The 18051-nt window shown below is 69.6% G+C and carries 17 protein-coding genes and 1 riboswitch; of the genes, 7 read left to right on the forward strand and 10 right to left on the reverse strand.

Annotated elements, in window-relative coordinates; translation table 11 throughout:
- Positions 1-90: 90 nt before the first annotated feature.
- Positions 91-215: riboswitch (cobalamin riboswitch) on the reverse strand.
- A 75-nt stretch (positions 216-290) separates the two neighbouring features.
- From ACZ5PB_RS32260 to ACZ5PB_RS32275, 4 genes are all read right to left on the reverse strand, one after another.
- Positions 291-791: a GNAT family N-acetyltransferase gene (locus ACZ5PB_RS32260; protein ID WP_468696064.1), complete on the reverse strand. Its 501-nt coding sequence runs from the start codon at positions 789-791 to the stop codon at positions 291-293.
- A gap of 114 nt (positions 792-905) precedes the next feature.
- Complete coding sequence (locus ACZ5PB_RS32265; RefSeq protein WP_468696066.1) at positions 906-1124, reverse strand: YbdD/YjiX family protein; 219 nt, start codon at positions 1122-1124, stop codon at positions 906-908.
- Complete coding sequence (locus ACZ5PB_RS32270; RefSeq protein ID WP_468696068.1) at positions 1121-3349, reverse strand: carbon starvation CstA family protein; 2229 nt, start codon at positions 3347-3349, stop codon at positions 1121-1123. Before ACZ5PB_RS32270 ends, ACZ5PB_RS32265 begins: the two co-directional genes overlap by 4 nt.
- A 176-nt stretch (positions 3350-3525) precedes the next feature.
- Complete coding sequence (locus ACZ5PB_RS32275) at positions 3526-4230, reverse strand: GntR family transcriptional regulator (protein ID WP_468696179.1); 705 nt, start codon at positions 4228-4230, stop codon at positions 3526-3528.
- A 673-nt stretch (positions 4231-4903) separates the two neighbouring features.
- Here ACZ5PB_RS32275 and ACZ5PB_RS32280 point away from each other — a divergent pair.
- The 4 genes from ACZ5PB_RS32280 (at position 4904) to ACZ5PB_RS32295 (ending at position 9650) form a co-directional block, all read left to right on the forward strand.
- Entirely contained in the window at positions 4904-6184 is a 1281-nt protein-coding gene (locus ACZ5PB_RS32280; protein ID WP_468696070.1) for an extracellular solute-binding protein, read from the forward strand.
- Positions 6185-6299: 115 nt separating this feature from the next.
- A complete protein-coding gene (locus ACZ5PB_RS32285; RefSeq protein ID WP_468696072.1) occupies positions 6300-7280 on the forward strand; it encodes a carbohydrate ABC transporter permease in 981 nt (326 codons plus the stop codon).
- Positions 7277-8107, forward strand: coding sequence for a carbohydrate ABC transporter permease (locus ACZ5PB_RS32290; RefSeq protein ID WP_468696073.1), 831 nt, complete (start codon positions 7277-7279; stop codon positions 8105-8107). Before ACZ5PB_RS32285 ends, ACZ5PB_RS32290 begins: the two co-directional genes overlap by 4 nt.
- Before the next feature lie 7 nt (positions 8108-8114).
- Complete coding sequence (locus ACZ5PB_RS32295; RefSeq protein WP_468696075.1) at positions 8115-9650, forward strand: glycoside hydrolase family 3 protein; 1536 nt, start codon at positions 8115-8117, stop codon at positions 9648-9650.
- Between the two features lie 122 nt (positions 9651-9772).
- Here the strand turns inward: ACZ5PB_RS32295 and nagB are convergent, their stop codons facing one another.
- Together nagB and ACZ5PB_RS32305 are read right to left on the reverse strand one after the other, a co-directional pair.
- Positions 9773-10558 (reverse strand): glucosamine-6-phosphate deaminase, encoded by a 786-nt coding sequence (gene nagB / locus ACZ5PB_RS32300; protein ID WP_468696077.1) that lies wholly within the window; start codon positions 10556-10558, stop codon positions 9773-9775.
- A 225-nt stretch (positions 10559-10783) separates the two neighbouring features.
- Complete coding sequence (locus tag ACZ5PB_RS32305; protein ID WP_468696079.1) at positions 10784-11545, reverse strand: SDR family oxidoreductase; 762 nt, start codon at positions 11543-11545, stop codon at positions 10784-10786.
- An 81-nt stretch (positions 11546-11626) separates the two neighbouring features.
- Between ACZ5PB_RS32305 and ACZ5PB_RS32310 the strand changes: the two genes are divergently transcribed.
- Both ACZ5PB_RS32310 and ACZ5PB_RS32315 read left to right on the forward strand, forming a co-directional pair.
- On the forward strand, positions 11627-12232 hold the full coding sequence (locus ACZ5PB_RS32310) for a TetR/AcrR family transcriptional regulator (RefSeq protein WP_468696080.1): 606 nt from the start codon (positions 11627-11629) through the stop codon (positions 12230-12232).
- A gap of 325 nt (positions 12233-12557) precedes the next feature.
- The gene (locus ACZ5PB_RS32315; protein WP_468696082.1) at positions 12558-14024 is read left to right on the forward strand and encodes a sensor histidine kinase; all 1467 of its coding nucleotides are present in this window, start codon (positions 12558-12560) and stop codon (positions 14022-14024) included.
- Between the two features lie 193 nt (positions 14025-14217).
- Here ACZ5PB_RS32315 and ACZ5PB_RS32320 read toward each other — a convergent pair whose 3' ends face one another.
- Both ACZ5PB_RS32320 and ACZ5PB_RS32325 read right to left on the reverse strand, forming a co-directional pair.
- A complete protein-coding gene (locus ACZ5PB_RS32320) occupies positions 14218-14475 on the reverse strand; it encodes a WhiB family transcriptional regulator (protein WP_004937597.1) in 258 nt (85 codons plus the stop codon).
- A gap of 324 nt (positions 14476-14799) precedes the next feature.
- The gene (locus ACZ5PB_RS32325) at positions 14800-15768 is read right to left on the reverse strand and encodes a diacylglycerol/lipid kinase family protein (protein WP_468696084.1); all 969 of its coding nucleotides are present in this window, start codon (positions 15766-15768) and stop codon (positions 14800-14802) included.
- 89 nt (positions 15769-15857) lie between these two features.
- Between ACZ5PB_RS32325 and ACZ5PB_RS32330 the strand changes: the two genes are divergently transcribed.
- Positions 15858-16397 carry a hypothetical protein gene (locus tag ACZ5PB_RS32330; protein ID WP_468696086.1) on the forward strand — a complete coding sequence of 180 codons (540 nt, stop codon included), beginning with the start codon at positions 15858-15860 and terminating at the stop codon, positions 16395-16397.
- 38 nt (positions 16398-16435) lie between these two features.
- Here ACZ5PB_RS32330 and ACZ5PB_RS32335 read toward each other — a convergent pair whose 3' ends face one another.
- Together ACZ5PB_RS32335 and ACZ5PB_RS32340 are read right to left on the reverse strand one after the other, a co-directional pair.
- Positions 16436-17464 carry an RNA polymerase sigma factor SigF gene (locus tag ACZ5PB_RS32335; RefSeq protein ID WP_468696089.1) on the reverse strand — a complete coding sequence of 343 codons (1029 nt, stop codon included), beginning with the start codon at positions 17462-17464 and terminating at the stop codon, positions 16436-16438.
- Entirely contained in the window at positions 17461-17874 is a 414-nt protein-coding gene (locus ACZ5PB_RS32340) for an ATP-binding protein (RefSeq protein WP_185032869.1), read from the reverse strand. Before ACZ5PB_RS32340 ends, ACZ5PB_RS32335 begins: the two co-directional genes overlap by 4 nt.
- Positions 17875-18051 lie beyond the last annotated feature (177 nt).

Genomic DNA, 18051 nt, shown 5'->3' on the forward strand with positions numbered 1-18051 from the left:
GGGCGCACGGGACCCCGGAAAGGGGCACGCGTCACCTGGCGTCCACTGGCCCTACCGCGAGGCCCGGACGTATCGGTGTCCGGATCGGTCGAGCCGGACTCGCTGTCGGCAGGTCCTCGGACTTTGACGGTGCGCAAAAGCGCACATGACACACCGTTGCGGGACAGTTCCGGATTCGCACCGGATTCCCCTGCGACGACAGCGAGACGAGCATACATGTGGGGGGTGCGTCGTGGTGCACCCACCACATCTTGTGTCGCGTGCGGTGGCGGTGAAGGGGCGGAAGCGGGCTAGAGCCCCTTCACGTACGTCAAAAGCCCCAGTCCGGGCACCGGTTCCCAGTCCCTTTCGGGTGTCCGTACGAAGCCGAGCCGCTCATAGATCCGGTGTGCGCCGCGCATCGTCGGCTGGGTCGACATCACCAGCCGTACGACCCCCTCCTCGGCCCGTGCGCGGGCGATGCAGGCCCGTACGAGGCTCTCGCCCGCCCCGCGGCCGCGGCCCGCGTGGGCGACCGCCAGCATGCGGAACTCGGCCTCGCCGGGGGAGGCGATGTCCTGGAGGGGGCTGCCCTGGGGTGCGTAGGTGACGGTGCCGATGAGGGTCCCCTCGGAGTCGACGGCCACGAGCAGTTCCGCCTGCTCGGCCCGGGAGGCGGCGTCGCGCAGCGTGTCGAGGTACGGGTCCCGGGTGCCCCCGGAGAGGAGGCCGTCGTCGAGGTAGGCGCGGGCGGTGATGTCGCCCACTTCGGTGTGTTCGGCGGGGTCGGCGGGCCGGATGTGAATGTCCATGCCGGTGAGTGTGCAACGCGAAGGCCCGGTGTCCCACTCCGTTTTCGCGGAGCGGAACACCGGGCCTTCACCCTTGCGGGAGGTGCCTCGGCGAGGTGCCTCGGCGGCAGGGCCTCAGCAGCAGCGGAAGCCCTCCCTGGGGTCGCCCTCGCGGGCGTCCATGCGCTTGCGTTCGAAGGCGCGGCGGGTCAGTACCCGGGCGTGCGGATCGTGCGCTCTGGCGTGTGCGACATACCGGTCGTACGCGGCTTCGCCGGTCACCTCGCGCACGTACCAGCGCAGTCGGCCCAGCCCGTGGCGCACCGCTGCCACGGTCCGGCCGGTGGCGGTCATGCCTTCTTCTCCCCGCCCTCGCGCGGCCTGCCCTCCGGGCCGATGCCGGCCGCGACCAGCTCCGCCTTCTCCTCCTTGGTGGCGATGAGCGAGGCGGGGGCGACGATCTTCGACTCGACGTAGGGGGTTTCGCTGAGCGTGACGCCCGCCGGGTTGCGGATCGCCTTCAGGCAGGCGCGGCAGGCCTCGAAGAGGACCACGACGATCAGCACGGCGAAGAGGATCGAAAGGATGCCGTCCACCGTGGAGTTGGTGACGATGGTCTCCATCTGGTCGCGGTTCTTGGCGAGTCCGACCTTGTCGAGTCCCTTGTCGAGGGCGGTCTGGTAGACGTCGCGCTGGGCGAAGAAGCCCACCTTCGGATCGGCGGAGAAGATCTTCTGCCAGCTCGCGGTGAGCGTGACCGCGACGTCCCAGAGCAGCGGAACGGCCGTCACCCAGGCGTACTTGAGCCGCCCGGACTTGATGAGGAGCGTGGTGCAGACGGCGAGCGCGACGGCGGCCAGGAGCTGGTTGGCGATTCCGAACAGCGGGAAGAGCTGGTTGATGCCGCCGAGCGGGTCGTGCACGCCGACCCACAGGAAGTACCCCCAGGCGACGACGACGATCGCGCTGGCGATCCAGACGCCGGGCTTCCAGCTTACGTTCTTGAACGGCTTGTAGACGTTGCCCAGCATGTCCTGGAGCATGAACCGGCCGACCCGGGTGCCCGCGTCGAGCGTCGTCAGGATGAACAGCGCCTCGAACATGATGGCGAAGTGGTACCAGAAGGCCTTCATCGCGGCGCCGCCGAAGGCCGCCGAGAAGATCTCGGAGAGGCCGAGCGCGAAGGTGGGCGCACCACCCGTGCGGTGCAGCAGGCTGGCCTCCTCGACGTCCTTGGCGGCCTGTGCGAGGTCGGCCGGGGAGATGGTGAAGCCTAGGTTGCCGACCGCCGTGGACGCCGCTTGCACGGTGTCACCGACCACGCCCGCGGGCGAGTTGATCGCGAAGTAGAGGCCGGGTTCGATGATGCAGGCGGCGATCAGTGCCATGACCGCGACGAACGACTCGACCAGCATGGAGCCGTAGCCGATCGTCCGGATCTGGGTCTCCTTCTGGATCATCTTCGGGGTGGTGCCCGAGGAGATCAGGGAGTGGAAGCCGGAGAGCGCGCCGCACGCGATGGTGATGAACACGAAGGGGAAGAGCGAGCCCGCGAAGACCGGCCCGGTCCCGCTCGTGGCGAACTTGGTGAGGCCGTCCATCTTGAGCGTCGGCAGCGCGATCAGCACGCCGATCGCGAGCAGGCCGATCGTGCCGATCTTCATGAAGGTGGACAGGTAGTCGCGCGGCGCCAGCAGCAGCCACACCGGCAGGACGGAGGCCAGGAACCCGTAGATCACCATCCAGATGACCAGGGTGCCCGGCTCCAGCGTGAACGTCTCGGCCCACGAGGACTCGGCCACCCAGCCGCCCGCGACGATCGCGAGCAGCAGCAGCGCGACACCGATCAGCGACACCTCGGTGACCCGGCCGGGCCGCAGGTTGCGCAGGTAGACGCCCATGAACAGGGCGATCGGGATGGTCATGCCGATGGAGAAGACGCCCCAGGGGGACTCGGCGAGCGCGTTCACGATGATCAGGGCGAGCACCGCGAGCAGGATGATCATGATGGCGAAGACGGCGATCAGAGCCGCGGCGCCGCCGACGGGGCCGATCTCGTCCCGGGCGATCTGGCCGAGCGAACGGCCGTTGCGCCGGGTGGAGAAGAACAGCGTGACCATGTCCTGCACGGCGCCCGCGAAGATCACGCCCGCCACGATCCAGATCGTGCCCGGCAGATAACCCATCTGCGCCGCCAGCACGGGGCCGACCAGCGGGCCGGCGCCCGCGATGGCCGCGAAGTGGTGGCCGAAGAGCACGCGGCGGTCGGTGGGGTGGAAGTCCACGCCGTCGTCGTTCAGTTCGGCCGGGGTGGCCCGGGTCTTGTCGACCTTCAGGACCCGGTTCGCGATGAACTTCGAGTAGAAGCGGTACGCGATGGCGTACGAGCCGAGGGCCGCGGCCAGCATCCAGGCCGCGGAGACGTCCTCGCCGCGCGAGAGGGCGAGCACCGCCCAGCCGGCCGCGCCGACGAGCGCCACCAGGCTCCAGACGGCCACGGACTTGGGGGACAGCTTGCGGGCGGGGCCGGGGGGAGCCCCGGTGGCCCCGGTCTCGACTGTCGGTCTCGGCTCTGCCATGGCGATCCGTCCCCTCACGCGATCTTTACGGTCGTAACGTGCGCGAAATCTAGGGGCTGCGACCGCGCTGCGGAACCCCCTGTCCGTATATCGGTACGGAAAAGGAGCGACCACCGCAGGTCAGGGGCGTACCGGAGTCAACTGACCGGAGCCTCTCAGCTGTTCGTCCCTGGTGGCTAGTCGTTCGGGCGCTGGAGCCTCGCCACGAACTTGTAGCGGTCGCCGCGGTAGACCGAGCGCACCCATTCCACCGGCTCGCCGCCCCTGTCGAGGGAGTGCCGCGAGAGCATCAGCATCGGCAGCCCGACGTCGGTGCCCAGCAGGCCCGCCTCGCGCGGGGTCGCGAGGGAGGTCTCGATGGTCTCCTCGGCCTCGGAGAGGTGTACGTCGTAGACCTCGGCGAGGGCGGTGTACAGCGAGGTGTACTTCACCAGCGAACGGCGCAGCGCGGGGAATCGCTTGGCGGACAGGTGGGTCGTCTCGATCGCCATCGGCTCGCCGCTGGCCAGCCGCAGCCGCTCGATGCGCAGGACGCGGCCGCCGGCGGTGATGTCGAGCAGTCCGGCGAGGGTGTCGTCGGCGGTCACGTACCCGATGTCCAGGAGCTGTGAGGTGGGTTCGAGGCCCTGGGCCCTCATGTCCTCGGTGTACGAGGTGAGTTGGAGCGACTGCGAGACCTTCGGCTTGGCGACGAAGGTGCCCTTGCCCTGGATGCGCTCCAGCCGGCCCTCGACGACCAGCTCCTGGAGGGCCTGGCGGACAGTGGTGCGGGAGGTGTCGAACTCGGCCGCCAGGGTGCGCTCCGGGGGCACCGGGGTGCCGGGCGGGAGCGTCTCGGTCATGTCGAGCAAGTGCCGCTTGAGCCGGTAGTACTTGGGCACGCGGGCGGTGCGGGTGGGGGCTCCGGTGGCGGGAGCGGGCTCGCTGTCGGCGGGCGGGGCGGGCGGGGCGGGCGGGGCGGCCGGGGCCGTCGCTGTCGCCGCTGTCGCTGACGTGAGCGAAGCGGCCGAAGTGGCCGCGCTGCTCCGCGTGTCGCCGGTGATCCCCGTGGCGCCCGTGCGCCCGCTGGTGCCTGTGCGCCCGGTGGTGCCCGTGCCGTCCTCCATGGTTCCCGTGCCTTCCGTGCTTCCCCCGTCGGTGGGCATGGTGGTCCGCCTTCCCGGTTCCTGCGCTGATGCCGTCACCGGCTCCTCCGTCTGTCGCGGCTCAGACCGACCGGGCACATGGGGGTGCCCGTCGGTCTTCCATGGATGGTGGCACGGTCCGCCGCGCGGGGCTTCGGCTCCGCGTGATTCCTTCTTATACACCGCGTCGCCCGGGAACGCGGTGGCCGCAGGGGCCCTTGAGGACTCCCGTACGAACCCAGGTGTCGGTCCGATAACGGACGCATCGCGGCGTCTTACTCACCCTTGACACCCCAAAAGGTCTAGGCCAAGCTCCGGGTACTGGTCTAAACCATTAAAGACCAGGTCCCAGTCCCACAGGCCGTACTTCGTGCGTTGTCCTCGCGGTGGGCAGGGGGTTTCAGGCATCCCTGAGCAGGAGAGTGGCGTAATGAAGCGCAAGCTCATCGCGGCGATTGGCGTCGCCGGCATGTTGGTCAGCGTCGCGGCGTGTGGCGGGTCGGACAGCAAGGACGACGGCAAGAAGGCCGGTGCCGACGGCTTCAAGGGGGAGACCCTGACGGTCTGGGCCATGGACGGCTCGACCCCGCCCGGCTGGACCAAGGACCTCACCGCCGAGTTCGAGAAGAAGACCGGCGCCAAGCTGAAGTTCGAGGTGCAGAAGTGGGAGGGCATCCAGCAGAAGCTGACGACCGCCCTCTCCGAGGAGAACCCTCCCGACGTCTTCGAGATCGGCAACACGCAGACCGCCGCGTACGCCAAGACCGGCGGCCTCGCCGACCTGGGCGACCTCAAGAAGGAGGTCGGCGCCGACTGGGCCGAGAACTTCAACAAGGCCGCGGTCGTCGACGGCAAGCAGTACGCCGCCCCGTGGTGGTTCGCCAACCGCGTCGTGGTCTACAACAAGGCCGTCTTCAAGGAGGCCGGTGTCACCGAGGTCCCCAAGACCCGTGACGACTTCTTCAAGGCGCTCGACAAGATCAAGGCCAAGGGCAAGGCCGAGCCCATCTACCTGCCCGGCCAGAACTGGTACTTCTTCGACGGCCTCACCATCGGCAAGGGTGCTGAGCTGATCAAGAAGGACGGCGACAAGTGGGTCTCCAACCTCGCCGACCCGAAGATCGCCGAGGCCGCCGAGCTCTACAAGAAGTACCAGTCCTACTCCAAGGCCCCCAAGGACAAGGACGAGGCGACCCCGCAGCAGGCCGACGTCTTCGCCAAGGGCAAGACCGGCGTCATGATCGCCATGGGCTGGGAGGCCGCCACGGCCATCAAGGCCAACCCGGCCATCGAGAAGGAGATCGGCTACTTCACCATCCCGGGTGAGACGGCCGACAAGCCCGAGGGCGTCTTCCTCGGCGGCTCCAACTTCGCCGTTGCCGAGGGCAGCAAGAAGCAGGCGCTCGCCAAGGAGTTCCTGAAGATCGCGCTCTCCGACAAGTTCGAGGGCGCGCTCGCCAAGGAGTCCGGCGTCATCCCGAACAAGGAGTCGCTCAACTCCAACCTGGTCGGCAACCCGGTCGCCGAGGCCGCCGCACCGTCCGCCAAGTTCGGTGGCACCACGCCGCTGATCCCGGAGTGGGCCGCGGTGGAGAACAACCCGAACCCGATCAAGACCTACCTGACGGCGGTCCTGAACGGCAAGACCCCGGCGGACGCCGCCAAGCAGGTCGAGGCCGAGCTCAACAAGCGCCTCGCGCAGAAGCAGTAGTCCCCTCCTGCCGGGTCCCGGCCCCAGCACGAACAGGGGGCCGGGACCCGGCAGTCAGCTGTGCTGCCCGCGTGGCAGGGCTGTGTCCCGCAGTGCCTAGGAAGAGATGGCGAGCATGACCGTGCAGACCGAACGGCCGCCCTCCGGTCCGACGGAGATCCTGAAGGGGGCCGGCGCAGCACCGGCCGAGCCGGGGAAGCGGCGCAGAGACCGCTCCTTGACTCCCTATCTGCTGCTGTTGCCCCCGGTGGCCGCCGTACTGGTCTTCCTGGGCTGGCCGTTGGTCAAGAACGTCCTCATCTCGTTCCAGAACCTCAACATGAGGCAGCTGATCCAGCACCTCACCGAGTGGAACGGCGTTGACAACTACGGTGAGGTCCTCAGCAGCGAGGACTTCTGGAACGTCACCGGGCGCTCGATCGCCTTCACGGCCGCCAACGTCGTACTGATCATGGTGATCGGCACCCTGGTGGGCCTGCTGCTGGTACGTCTCGGCAAGCGCATGCGCGTCTTCCTGATGATCGGCCTGGTGCTCGCCTGGGCGATGCCCGTCGTCGCCGCGACCACGGTCTACCAGTGGCTGTTCGCCCAGCGCTTCGGTGTCGTCAACTGGGTGCTGGACGCCATCGGCTTCCACTCGATGGCCGAGTACAACTGGACCGGCAGCCAGCTCTCCACCTTCTTCGTGATCATGGTCCTGATCGTCTGGCAGTCGATCCCCTTCGTGGCGCTCAACCTCTACGCCGCGAGCACGACCATTCCCAAGGAGCTGTACGAGGCCGCCTCGCTGGACGGCGCCGGCCCCTGGAAGAGCTTCACCCAGGTCACCATGCCGTTCCTGAAGCCCTTCCTCTTCGCCACGACGTTCCTGGAGATCATCTGGGTCTTCAAGGCCTTCGTGCAGGTCTACGCGATCAACGCGGGCGGTCCCGACCGGCTCACCGAGATCCTGCCCGTCTACGCCTACATCGAAGGCATGGGCAACCAGCACTTCGGCATGGGGTCGGCGATCTCCGTCCTGACCATCCTGATCCTGCTGCTGCTCACCGCGTACTACCTGCGGATCGTTCTCAAGCAAGAGGAGGACGAGCGATGAAGCGCTCTCCGCTCGGCCGCATCTGGCCCAACGCGACGGCCGTCCTGCTCGTCATCGGCCTCGTCTTCCCGGTCTACTGGATGTTCGCGACGGCGTTCAAGAAGACGCCGGACATCGTCTCCGACACCCCCGTCTGGTTCCCGACGGACATCACCTTCGAGCACTTCAAGACCGCGATCGACGCCGAGAACTTCGGCACCATGGTGCGCAACTCGCTCACCGTCACGATCCTCGCGGTCGTCTTCTCCCTGATCCTCGCCCTGGCCGGCTCCTTCGCCCTGGCCCGGATGCGGTTCAAGGGGCGGCGCGGCTTCATCATCGGCTTCATGGTGGCGCAGATGGCGCCCTGGGAAGTCATGGTCATCGCGATCTACTTCATCGTGCGCGACGCCGACATGCTCAACAGCCTGATCCCGCTGACCGCCTTCTACATGGTCATGGTGCTGCCCTTCACCCTCCTGACGCTGCGCGGCTTCGTCGCCGCCGTGCCCAAGGAGCTGGAGGAATCCGCGATGGTCGACGGGTGCACCCGCCGCCAGGCCTTCGTCAAGGTGATCCTGCCGCTGCTGGCCCCCGGTCTGATGTCGACCTCGCTGTTCGGGTTCATCACCGCGTGGAACGAAGTCCCCATGGTGCTGGTCCTGAACAAGCAGGCCGAGTTCCAGACCCTGCCGCTGTGGCTGACCCAGTTCCAGACCCAGTTCGGCGACGACTGGGGTGCGACGATGGCGGCCTCGTCGCTCTTCGCCATCCCGATCCTGATCCTCTTCGTCTTCCTCCAGCGCAAGGCGGTCAGTGGTCTGACCGACGGCGCGGTGAAGGGATAACGCTGCCATGACGACCCTCGTAAGCGGCTCCACGGACACCCTCACCCGGGACGCCCTCGCCGTTCTCCAGCCCGGTTTCACCGGCACCACCGCCCCCGACTGGCTGCTGCGCAGCGTCGGCGAAGGACTCTCGTCCGTCGGCCTGTTCGGCCGTAACATCGCCTCCCCGGAGCAGCTCGCGGCCCTCACCGCCCAACTGCGCGCCGAGCGGGACGACGTCCTGGTCGCCATCGACGAGGAGGGCGGCGACGTCACCCGCCTCGAAGTCCGCGGCGGCTCCTCCTTCCCCGGCAACCTCGCCCTCGGCGCGGTCGACGACACCGCGCTCACCCGCGACGTGGCCCGCGAGCTCGGCCGCCGGCTCGCCGAGTGCGGCGTCAACCTCAACTGGGCGCCGTCCGCGGACGTCAACTCCGACCCGGGCAACCCGGTCATCGGCGTACGGTCCTTCGGCGCCGACCCGCTCCTGGTGGCCCGGCACACCGCCGCGTACGTCGAGGGCCTCCAGTCCGCCGGCGTGGCCGCCTGCACCAAGCACTTCCCGGGCCACGGCGACACCAATGTCGACTCGCACCACGACATGCCCCGCATCAATGTGGGCCTGGACACACTGCACGCCCGTGAACTGGTGCCTTTCCGGGCAGCGATCGCCGCGGGTTCCAAATCGGTCATGAGTGCGCATATTCTTCTCCCTGCGCTCGACCCCACCCGTCCCGCGACTCTCAGCCCGCAGATCCTCACCGGTCTGCTGCGTGAGGAGCTGGGCTACCAGGGGCTGATCATCACGGACGGCATGGAGATGCGCGCCATCTCCGCGACGTACGGAATCGAGCGCGGCTCCGTCCTGGCGATCGCCGCGGGCGCCGACGCGATCTGCGTGGGCGGCGGCCTCGCCGACGAGGAGACCGTCCTGCGACTGCGCGACGCGCTGGTCGCGGCGGTCCGCTCCGGCGAACTGCCGCAGGAGCGGCTGGCCGACGCGGCGGCCCGGGTTCGCGCCCTGGCCACGTGGACGCAGACGGCCCGGACTTCGGGGCCGGGCGCGGAAGTGCAGGAGGGGACCGCGCCCGGCAACGAGACCGTCAGGGCCCGTGACCGCGAGGTGGGCCTGACCGCCGCCCGCCGTGCCGTCCGCACCACCCGCGCCCCGGGCGCCACCCCCGTCACCTCGGCCCCGTACGTCGCGGCGCTCACCCCGGTCGCGAACATCGCGGTCGGCGACGAGACCCCGTGGGGCGTGGCCGCCGAGCTGGCCAGGCTGCTGCCCGGCACCGAGACCGGCACCTTCGACGCCTCCACGGGCTCCGCCGAGGCCGTCCTGGCCGCCGCCGGGGAGCGCCGCGTGGTGGCCGTCGTACGCGACGAGCACCGGCACCCGTGGATGGCCGCCGCGCTCGACGCGCTGCTCGCCGCCCGCCCGGACACCGTCGTGGTCGAGATGGGCGTGCCCCAGTCGGCCCCGCGCGGCGCGCTGCACATCGCCACGCACGGTGCGGCCCGGGTCTGCGGCACGGCCGCCGCGGAGGCGATCACCGGCCGCTGAGCGGCCGCCGGGGGGTCACGCACACACACGAGAAGGCCGGGCATCCACGGGGGGATGCCCGGCCTTCTTCCGTGCGCCGGGGGCTACGGGTGGGGATTGCCGATGGGGCTTACCGGTGGGGCTTACAGGCCCTGCCACACCGGCTTGTTCACGTACGTGTGGCGGAAGTAGTCCGCCAGCTTCAGCTTGGACGCCGCCGCCTCGTCCACGACGACCGTCGCGTGCGGGTGCAGCTGGAGCGCGGAGGCCGGTACGAGGGCGGAGAGCGGGCCCTCGACGGTCTGCGCGACCGCCTCGGCCTTGCCCTCGCCGGTGGCCAGCAGCACCAGGTGGCGGGCGTCCAGGATGGTGCCGATGCCCTGGGTGATGACGTGGCGCGGGACCTGCGAGGTGTCGCCCTCGAAGAAGCGCGCGTTGTCGTCGATGGTCTGCTGGGTCAGCGTCTTGATGCGGGTGCGCGAGGCCAGCGAGGAGCACGGCTCGTTGAAGCCGATGTGCCCGTCGGTGCCGATGCCCAGCAGCTGGAGGTCCACGCCACCGGCCTCGCCGAGCGCCTTGTCGTACGCCTCGCAGGCCGCCTGGACGTCCTCGGCGGACCCGTCGGGCCCGAAGAACGACGCCTCGGTCAGCCCGAGCGGCTCCACGACCTCGCGCAGCACGGTCGCCCGGTAGGACTCCGGGTGCCCGGCGGGCAGCCCCACGTACTCGTCCAGCTGGCAGATGCGGGCGCGGGAGGCGTCCACGTCGCCGGCCTTCACCTTGGCGGTCAGCGCCTGGTAGATGGGCAGCGGGGACGACCCTGTGGCCACACCGAGCAGGGCGTCGGGCTTGCGGCCCAGCAGGTCCACGATGCTCTGCGCGATGAGCTCGCCGCCTGCCTTGGCGTCCGGAACGATGACAACTTCCACGCTGATGCCTGCCTATCTGGAGGTGGAGGTGGGGGCGTAATGCGAAGGGCCAAGAATGATCTGTGGTATAGACCAATCTAGCAGAGGAGGCCCGCTCTCACCTGCCCTTCGGGCGTCCGGTGAACAACGGTCCGCCGAACTCTCCCGCCCCTCCATCGTCGACCGCGAACTCCCCTCCGGCACCTCGGCCGCCGGGACGTCCGCACGACCGCCCGTCCGCCCGACTCAGGTCAGCGAGCCGCCCGTCGCGTCGAGCCAGTGGCCGGTCACCCAGCGGGCCTCGTCGGAGGCCAGGAAGGCGACCACGTCCGCGATGTCGGCGGGCTCACCGACCCGGCCCAGCGCCGAGTGCGCCGCCGCCCCCGCCCACGCCTCGTCGCTCGCGCGCAGCCAGGGGGCGTTCACGTCCGTGTCGACGATGCCCGGGGCCACCGAGTTGACGGTGATGCCGCGCGGGCCGAGCGTCTTGGACAGGTCGCGGGTGAAGACCTCCAGGGCGCCCTTGGTCATGGCGTACGCGATCAGCTCCGGCATCACGGCGGCGTGCGCCAGACCGGTGGAGATGTTGATGACGCGGCCGCCGTCGCGGAGCCGTTCGGCGCCCTGCTGGGCGAGGAAGAACGGCGCCTTGGTGTTGACCGCGAAGAGGCGGTCGAAGTCGCTCTCGCTGATGGAGGCGAAGGAATCCGAGGTGCCGATGCCGGCGTTGTTGACCAGGATGTCCAGCCCGTCCGCGTGCCGGTCGAACTCGGCCCACAGCGCCGCCGCGTCCCCCGGCACCCCCAGCTCCTGGCCGATCGCGAAGGCCGAGCCGCCGGCCGCCTCGATCACCCCGACGACCTCCTTGGCCGCCGTCTCGTTCGTGCCGTAGTGCACGGCGACCCGCGCGCCGTCCCGGCCCAGCCGCTCGGCGATGCCGCGCCCGATGCCCCGGCTGCCGCCCGTGACCAGTGCCGTCCTGCCCTCAAGCCGCTTGAGCGTGCTCATGGCGACGCCCCCCTCTTTCTCTAGTGGTCGCTACAGAAAGAACCGTAGCAGATAATCTAACGACCGCTATAGAATTGGGGCATGACCACGAAGCAGCGCGGCCGCCCCCGGAACTTCGACCGTCAACAGGCCCTGGAAAAGGCCACGTTGACGTTCTGGGAGCACGGCTACGAGCCGACCTCGGTGGCCCGGCTCACCCAGGCGATGGGGATCGGGGCGCCCAGCCTGTACGCCGCCTTCGGCGACAAGGAGGCCCTCTTCGCGGAGGTGGTGAGCGCCTACGCGGAGACCTATGGCGCCTTCTCGGCCCGCGCCCTGGCGGAGGAGCCCACCGCCCGCGCCGCCGTCGGCCGGCTGCTGCACGAGGCCGCCACCGAGTACACGGACCCGGCCCACCCGCGCGGCTGCATGATCATCACCGCTGCCACCAACTGCGGGACGAGCGAGGTGGAGGAGGCCCTGCGCGCGCGCCGCAACAGCAACCTCGCCCTCTTCGAGTCCCGCATCCGCGCGGACGTCGCCGCCGGCGCACTGCCCGCCGGTACGGACGCCGGGGCGCTGGCCCGCTTCTCCGGGGCGGTGCTCCAGGGCATGTCCCAGCAGGCCCGCGACGGCGCGGGCCGGGAGGAGCTGGAGGCGGTGGCGGCACTGGCGATGGCGGCGTGGCCGGACGCGGGACCCGCGTAGGGGCCCGCTGTGCGGGAGCCGCGAGAGTCGCGTGCGAAAAGGCCCCTGGAACACCCGCGGGCCACGGCGCCCGGCGGGACCCTCAGCCCACCCGGCACCGCAGCCCGGAGTTTCATCGGCCGACGGTGTGCGGTGCCTTCGGCCGTGCGGAGGGGCGGACGCAGTCAGGGCAGAGAGCGCCACGTCCCTCGGTTTCACCCTCCTGTGCGGGGAGGATGAAGTTCTTTTGCCCGGCCATTGTGGACTAGACCACTAACCCCTGTCTATGGGCTGTGCACCGCCGGTTGTCAAAGAGGTTACGGGTATGTTCGTGACCGTGCCCTCCATGAACGATCTCGTACGCCAGCACACCGCCCTGAGTGAGTCCGACCTTGAGTGGCTCCACCTGCTGGTCTCGGAGTGGCAACTGCTCTCCGACCTGTCCTTCGCCGACCTCGTGCTGTGGGTCCCCACCCTCGACGGCACCCGCTACGTGTCGGTCGCACAGATGCGGCCGAACACCGGACCGACCTCGTACCACGACGACATGGTCGGCCATCTGGTCCCGCGCGGCCGGCGCCCGCTGCTCGACGCCGCCCTGGACGAGGGCCGCATCGTGCGCGAGGGCGACCCGGAGTGGCGGGAGGAGGTGCCGGTACGGGTCGAGTCGATTCCGGTACGCCGGGAGGGCCGCGTGCTCGGCGTCATCGGCCGCAACACCAACCTGCTCACCGTCCGCACGCCAAGCCGCCTGGAACTGACGTACCTCCAGAGCGCCTCCGACCTCGCCCAGATGATCGCCGCCGGGTCCTTCCCGTTCCCCGGCCAGCAGGTCGACATGGACGCCTCCCCGCGCGTCGGCGACGGGCTCATCCGGCTCGACGCCGAGGGGATCGTCCAGTACGCGAGCCCCAACGCCCTCTCCGCGTACCACCGTCTCGGCCTCGCCTCCGACCTGGTCGGCCACCACCTCGGCCAGGCCACCGCCGAACTCGCCCCGTCGCGCGGCCCGGTGGACGAGGCCCTGGTCAAGCTGGCCAGCGGCTACGCGCCCCGGGAGACCGAGGTGGAGGGCAGCGGGGGAGTGATCCAGCTCCGCGCCATCCCGCTCAAGCCCAAGGGGACCCGGATCGGCTCGCTGGTGCTGTGCCGGGACGTGACGGAACTCCGCCGCCGGGAACGGGAGTTGATCACCAAGGACGCCACCATCCGGGAGATCCACCACCGGGTGAAGAACAACCTCCAGACGGTGGCCGCCCTGTTGAGACTCCAGTCCCGCAGGATGGACTCCGAGCAGGGCCGCGAGGCCCTCAACGAGGCGGTACGGCGCGTCGGTTCGATCGCCATCGTCCACGAGACGCTGTCCCAGAACCTGGACGAGCGCGTGGAGTTCGACGAGATCGCGGACCGGGTGCTCGCGATGGTGGCGGAGATCTCACCGGGCAAGGTCGTCTGCCGGCGCACCGGACGCTTCGGCATCCTCGACGCGGAGGTCGCCACCCCGCTCTCCATGGTGCTCACCGAGATCCTGCAGAACGCCCTGGAGCACGGCTTCGCCCAGGGCGAGCAGGGCACCGTCGAGGTCTCCGCCCTGCGCGGCGGCACCTCGGCCGAGGCGCGGCTGCTGATCACGGTGCTCGACGACGGGCGCGGGCTGCCCGAGGGCTTCGACCCGCAGCGCGCCGGGAACCTCGGACTCCAGATCGTCAGGACCCTGGTGGAGGGCGAACTGGGCGGCACCTTCGACATGCTCCCCGGCCCGGAGCGCGGCACCCGGGTGGTGCTGGACATACCGGTACGGCCGCAGAAGTAGCCGCACCACGCCACACGAACAGCCGCACCGCCGTCGCCGAAGACAGCGAAGAGCCCCGGACCGAGGTGACGGTCCGGGGCTCAACTGCTCACGCTTTACTGCGCATTGGGGGGTACTGCGCGCTGCGATTCGGGGGCGGTGACTGCATACGCGCTGTATGCGCCGCCGAGCAAAGGCTCGAAGCAGGGGTGGGTCAGGCGGTCGCGTTGCGCGCCCGGTTGCGAGCGGCGCGGCGCTTCATCGCACGGCGCTCGTCCTCGCTGAGGCCACCCCAGACACCCGAGTCCTGGCCGGACTCGAGGGCCCACTGCAGGCACTGCTCCATGACGGGGCAGCGGCGGCAGACGGCCTTGGCTTCCTCGATCTGCAGCAGCGCAGGACCGGTGTTGCCGATGGGGAAGAACAGCTCCGGGTCTTCCTCACGACAAACGGCGTTGTGACGCCAGTCCATGGCTGCTACCTCTCCTTGTGTCAAACACGTTGCTTGTGAATGTGAACGCTTTCACGAATCCCCTCACGAGGGAAGGCCCGACTTCCAGCGAACATACGAACACTGGTTGTGGTCCTGAGTGTGAGGAGGGATTCTGGTTCTCAGGGAGGCCGGTGTTGCGGGCCGTCCCGATCGCCATGAAGAGACTCGCAAACCTCGACGGCGGATACAACCCCTTCCGAGAAGTTTTTTTTGATTCCTCGGTGTCGGCTAGGTCACAGCCGTACTTCTATGGGGTGGATGGCAGTCCGTACGTTCGAGATAAAGGACTTTAGGCCCTTCCACTCACACAATCACACGCAGTGCACGGCGAACGCCTGTGAACGCGACGCTCGTACGCAGTCCGAGGTGGTCGCCGTCCATTTGAAGGGGCAGCGGAACCTTCGAATGCAAGGTGAAGTCCGTGAGGTCGTGGAGTGTTACTGCGTGCTTGCCGTGAGGGCCGCGTTCGGGCGTCGAAGTGAGCAGCTGGGTGGCGTACCGGGTGACCGCCGGAGTGGAGAGCCGGCTCAGTCCGAGCACGTCCAGCGCGGTTTCGAAGGACGCCTCGGGGGAGGCGTACAGCGGACGATTGCCCAGGTAGGTCCAGGGGGAGGTGTTGCAGACTATCGACAGGACCAGGTCGGTCACCGGGTCGTGGCCGGGGCGCTCCAGGGAGATCACCCCGTGCCTGCGGTGCGGCTCGTCGAGGAACTGCCGTACCACCTGGCGGAGATAAAGGGCGTGGGTCGAGCGTTTTCCGCGTTCGCGCTGCTGCTCCACCCGGCCGATGACTCCGGCGTCGAATCCGAGTCCGGCGCAGAAAGTGAACCAGCGTTCCGGAACGGCTTCGTCGTCCGTTCCCGGTACGCCCTTCGTGAGGCCGAGGCTCACTGTGCGTTCGCTTCCGGTACGCAATGCGTCGAGAAGTGCGCCCGTCGCTTCCACGGCGTCATTGGGGAGACCCAGTGCGCGGGCGAACACATTTGTGGAGCCGCCGGGTACGACGGCGAATCCGGGGAGCCGGTCGAGATCCGGCCCGTGGTGCAGGAGGCCGTTGACGACCTCGTTGACCGTGCCGTCGCCGCCGAGGGCGACGACCAGCTCGATGTCCTTGCTGTCCGCGGCTCTGCGGCCCAGATCGCGGGCGTGGCCCCGGTACTCGGTGGTGACCGTCTCCAGCTTCATCTCGCTGGCCAGGGCGTGGATCAGCACGTCCCGGGTGCGGGCACTGGTGGAGGTGGCTGCTGGATTTACCACGAGAAGTGCGCGCATGCGCAGCAGATTACCGGCCGCCAGTGCGTGGGTCGTCCTCCGGTACGACCGGCCGGGGTCCGCCGGCGGGTGGCCGCTACCCTGCAAGGGTGAGTAAAAAGCCCGCCAAGAAGCCCGCCAAGAGGCCTGCCGAGAGGCCCACCGACAGGCCCGCCAAGGGGGCCGGGCCGCAGGCCGGTCAGCAGGACGGGCCGCTGCCCGAATCGCCGGTCGTGCCGCATCCGGCCGTGCCCCGTCCCGCCCGCCTCGGCGCCGCCGCCGTGCTCGTCGCGGTCGAGGGACTGGCGCTCGTCGCGGTCGGCCTCTCCATGCTCGTACTGGGCCTGCTGGGCAGCCCCGACCGGCCGGAGCAGGCCGAGATGGGCGGGCTCACCCTGATCGCCCTGGCGGCCCTTCCGCTGCTCGCCGCGAACGGCCTGCGACTGCGCCGCAGCTGGTCCCGCGGCCCCGCGGTGATCACGCAGCTGATGGCGCTGCCCGTCGCGTACACCCTGATGACGACGAACGCCCCCTGGGCGATCCCGGCCGGCATCGCGCTCGGGGTGATCGCGGTCGTCTCGCTGGTACTGGTGCTCAACCCGGCCGTGGTCGACGCGCTGGGCATCAAGCGGGGCCCGCGCGGCGCCTGACCGGCGCGGCCCGAGCCCCGTACGGGAAAAGAGCTTCCCTACTCCTCGACCAGCAGCTTCTCGCGGAGCTGGGCCAGGGTGCGGGCCAGCAGCCGGGAGACGTGCATCTGGGAGATGCCGACCTCCTGGGCGATCTGCGACTGGGTCATGTTCCCGAAGAAGCGGAGGAGGAGAATTCGCTTCTCGCGCGGCGGCAGGTCCTCCAGCAGCGGCTTGAGCGACTCGCGGTACTCGACGCCCTCCAGCGCCACGTCCTCGGCGCCCAGGGTGTCCGCGACCGCCGGGGACTCGTCGTCCGTGTCGGGGACGTCCAGGGACAGCGTGGAGTACGCGTTGGCGGACTCCAGCCCCTCCAGGACCTCCTCCTCGGAGATCGCCAGGCGCTCCGCCAGCTCGTGCACGGTGGGGGACCTGCCGTGCTGCTGGGAGAGCTCCGCGGTCGCCGACGTCAGCGAGAGCCGCAGCTCCTGGAGCCGGCGCGGCACCCGCACCGCCCAGCCCTTGTCGCGGAAGTGCCGCTTGATCTCGCCGACGACCGTCGGGGTCGCGTACGTCGAGAACTCGACGCCGCGCTCCGGGTCGAACCGGTCCACCGACTTGATGAGCCCGATCGTGGCGACCTGGGTCAGGTCGTCCAGCGGCTCACCGCGGTTGCGGAAGCGCCGCGCCAGGTGCTCCACCAGCGGGAGGTGCATCCGCACCAGCCGGTTGCGCAGCTCCGCCTTCTCCGGGGAGCCGTCCGGCAGCTCGCGCAGCTCGATGAACAGGGCCCGCGCCCCGCTGCGGTCCCTCGGGTTGTGCGGGAGCTCCTTGTCGTCGCGCTCCGTGTGCACGTTGCTGTGCTCGTCGCTCATCTGGTTCGCCGCCCGCTCCGCTGCCTGCCGCTGAGCCCCTGCCGCCGGATCGGCGTCGCCCGCCTTGTCGGCGGGGGCCCCTCCGGCCTTCTCCGCAGCCTCGTACGCCGCGCCGCCGCCGTCCACCGGGTGCGGGCGGGCCTGCTGCTCAGGAATCCCGTCCAGCGCCCGCTCACTGCGCTCGTCGTCCCGCACCGGCCCGTTCCCGTTCACGCCGGACCGGGTCCCGCGCCGCGCTGTTTGTACAGGCTGATGCTGACCGTACGGTCGTCGGCGACGGTCGCGTCGACCTTGCCGGCGAGTGCGGAGAGCACCGTCCACGCGAAGGTGTCGCGCTCGGGGGCGCGGCCGTCGGTGGTGGGGGCGGTGACGGTCACTTCCAGTGAGTCGTCCACCAGCCGGAACACACAGCTGAGGACGGAGCCCGGCACGGCCTGCTGGAGCAGGATCGCGCAGGCCTCGTCGACCGCGATGCGCAAGTCCTCGATCTCGTCGAGGGTGAAGTCCAAACGCGCTGCGAGTCCGGCCGTGGCCGTACGCAGCACCGACAGGTAGGCACCCGCAGCGGGCAGCCGGACCTCCACGAAGTCCTGGTTCCCGGGCTCGCCTGCGATAGGGGACACCCTCACCTCCAAGGTGGCACAAGCGGTACGTCTGATACGTCTATCGCCGGTGACGCTACCGTGATCCGCCGTCCCGTGTCGCCAGGCCCCCTGCCCGACGAACCATCACTCATGGTAAGCACATGGGCACGGACAGTGGCTAGGGCCGTGCGGACCCCAATTGGGCGGCGCCGGTGA

The sequence above is a fragment of the Streptomyces sp. NPDC032721 genome (assembly GCF_055579625.1).

What these genes read in the sequence shown, in the direction of transcription:
- ACZ5PB_RS32260 (WP_468696064.1), bottom strand. Translation starts at nt 791, where the DNA reads ATGGACATTCACATCCGGCCCGCCGACCCCGCCGAACACACCGAAGTG.
- ACZ5PB_RS32265 (WP_468696066.1), bottom strand. Translation starts at nt 1,124, where the DNA reads ATGACCGCCACCGGCCGGACCGTGGCAGCGGTGCGCCACGGGCTGGGC.
- ACZ5PB_RS32270 (WP_468696068.1), bottom strand. Translation starts at nt 3,349, where the DNA reads ATGGCAGAGCCGAGACCGACAGTCGAGACCGGGGCCACCGGGGCTCCC.
- ACZ5PB_RS32280 (WP_468696070.1), top strand. Translation starts at nt 4,904, where the DNA reads ATGAAGCGCAAGCTCATCGCGGCGATTGGCGTCGCCGGCATGTTGGTC.
- ACZ5PB_RS32285 (WP_468696072.1), top strand. Translation starts at nt 6,300, where the DNA reads ATGACCGTGCAGACCGAACGGCCGCCCTCCGGTCCGACGGAGATCCTG.
- ACZ5PB_RS32290 (WP_468696073.1), top strand. Translation starts at nt 7,277, where the DNA reads ATGAAGCGCTCTCCGCTCGGCCGCATCTGGCCCAACGCGACGGCCGTC.
- ACZ5PB_RS32295 (WP_468696075.1), top strand. Translation starts at nt 8,115, where the DNA reads ATGACGACCCTCGTAAGCGGCTCCACGGACACCCTCACCCGGGACGCC.
- ACZ5PB_RS32305 (WP_468696079.1), bottom strand. Translation starts at nt 11,545, where the DNA reads ATGAGCACGCTCAAGCGGCTTGAGGGCAGGACGGCACTGGTCACGGGC.
- ACZ5PB_RS32310 (WP_468696080.1), top strand. Translation starts at nt 11,627, where the DNA reads ATGACCACGAAGCAGCGCGGCCGCCCCCGGAACTTCGACCGTCAACAG.
- ACZ5PB_RS32315 (WP_468696082.1), top strand. Translation starts at nt 12,558, where the DNA reads ATGAACGATCTCGTACGCCAGCACACCGCCCTGAGTGAGTCCGACCTT.
- ACZ5PB_RS32320 (WP_004937597.1), bottom strand. Translation starts at nt 14,475, where the DNA reads ATGGACTGGCGTCACAACGCCGTTTGTCGTGAGGAAGACCCGGAGCTG.
- ACZ5PB_RS32325 (WP_468696084.1), bottom strand. Translation starts at nt 15,768, where the DNA reads ATGCGCGCACTTCTCGTGGTAAATCCAGCAGCCACCTCCACCAGTGCC.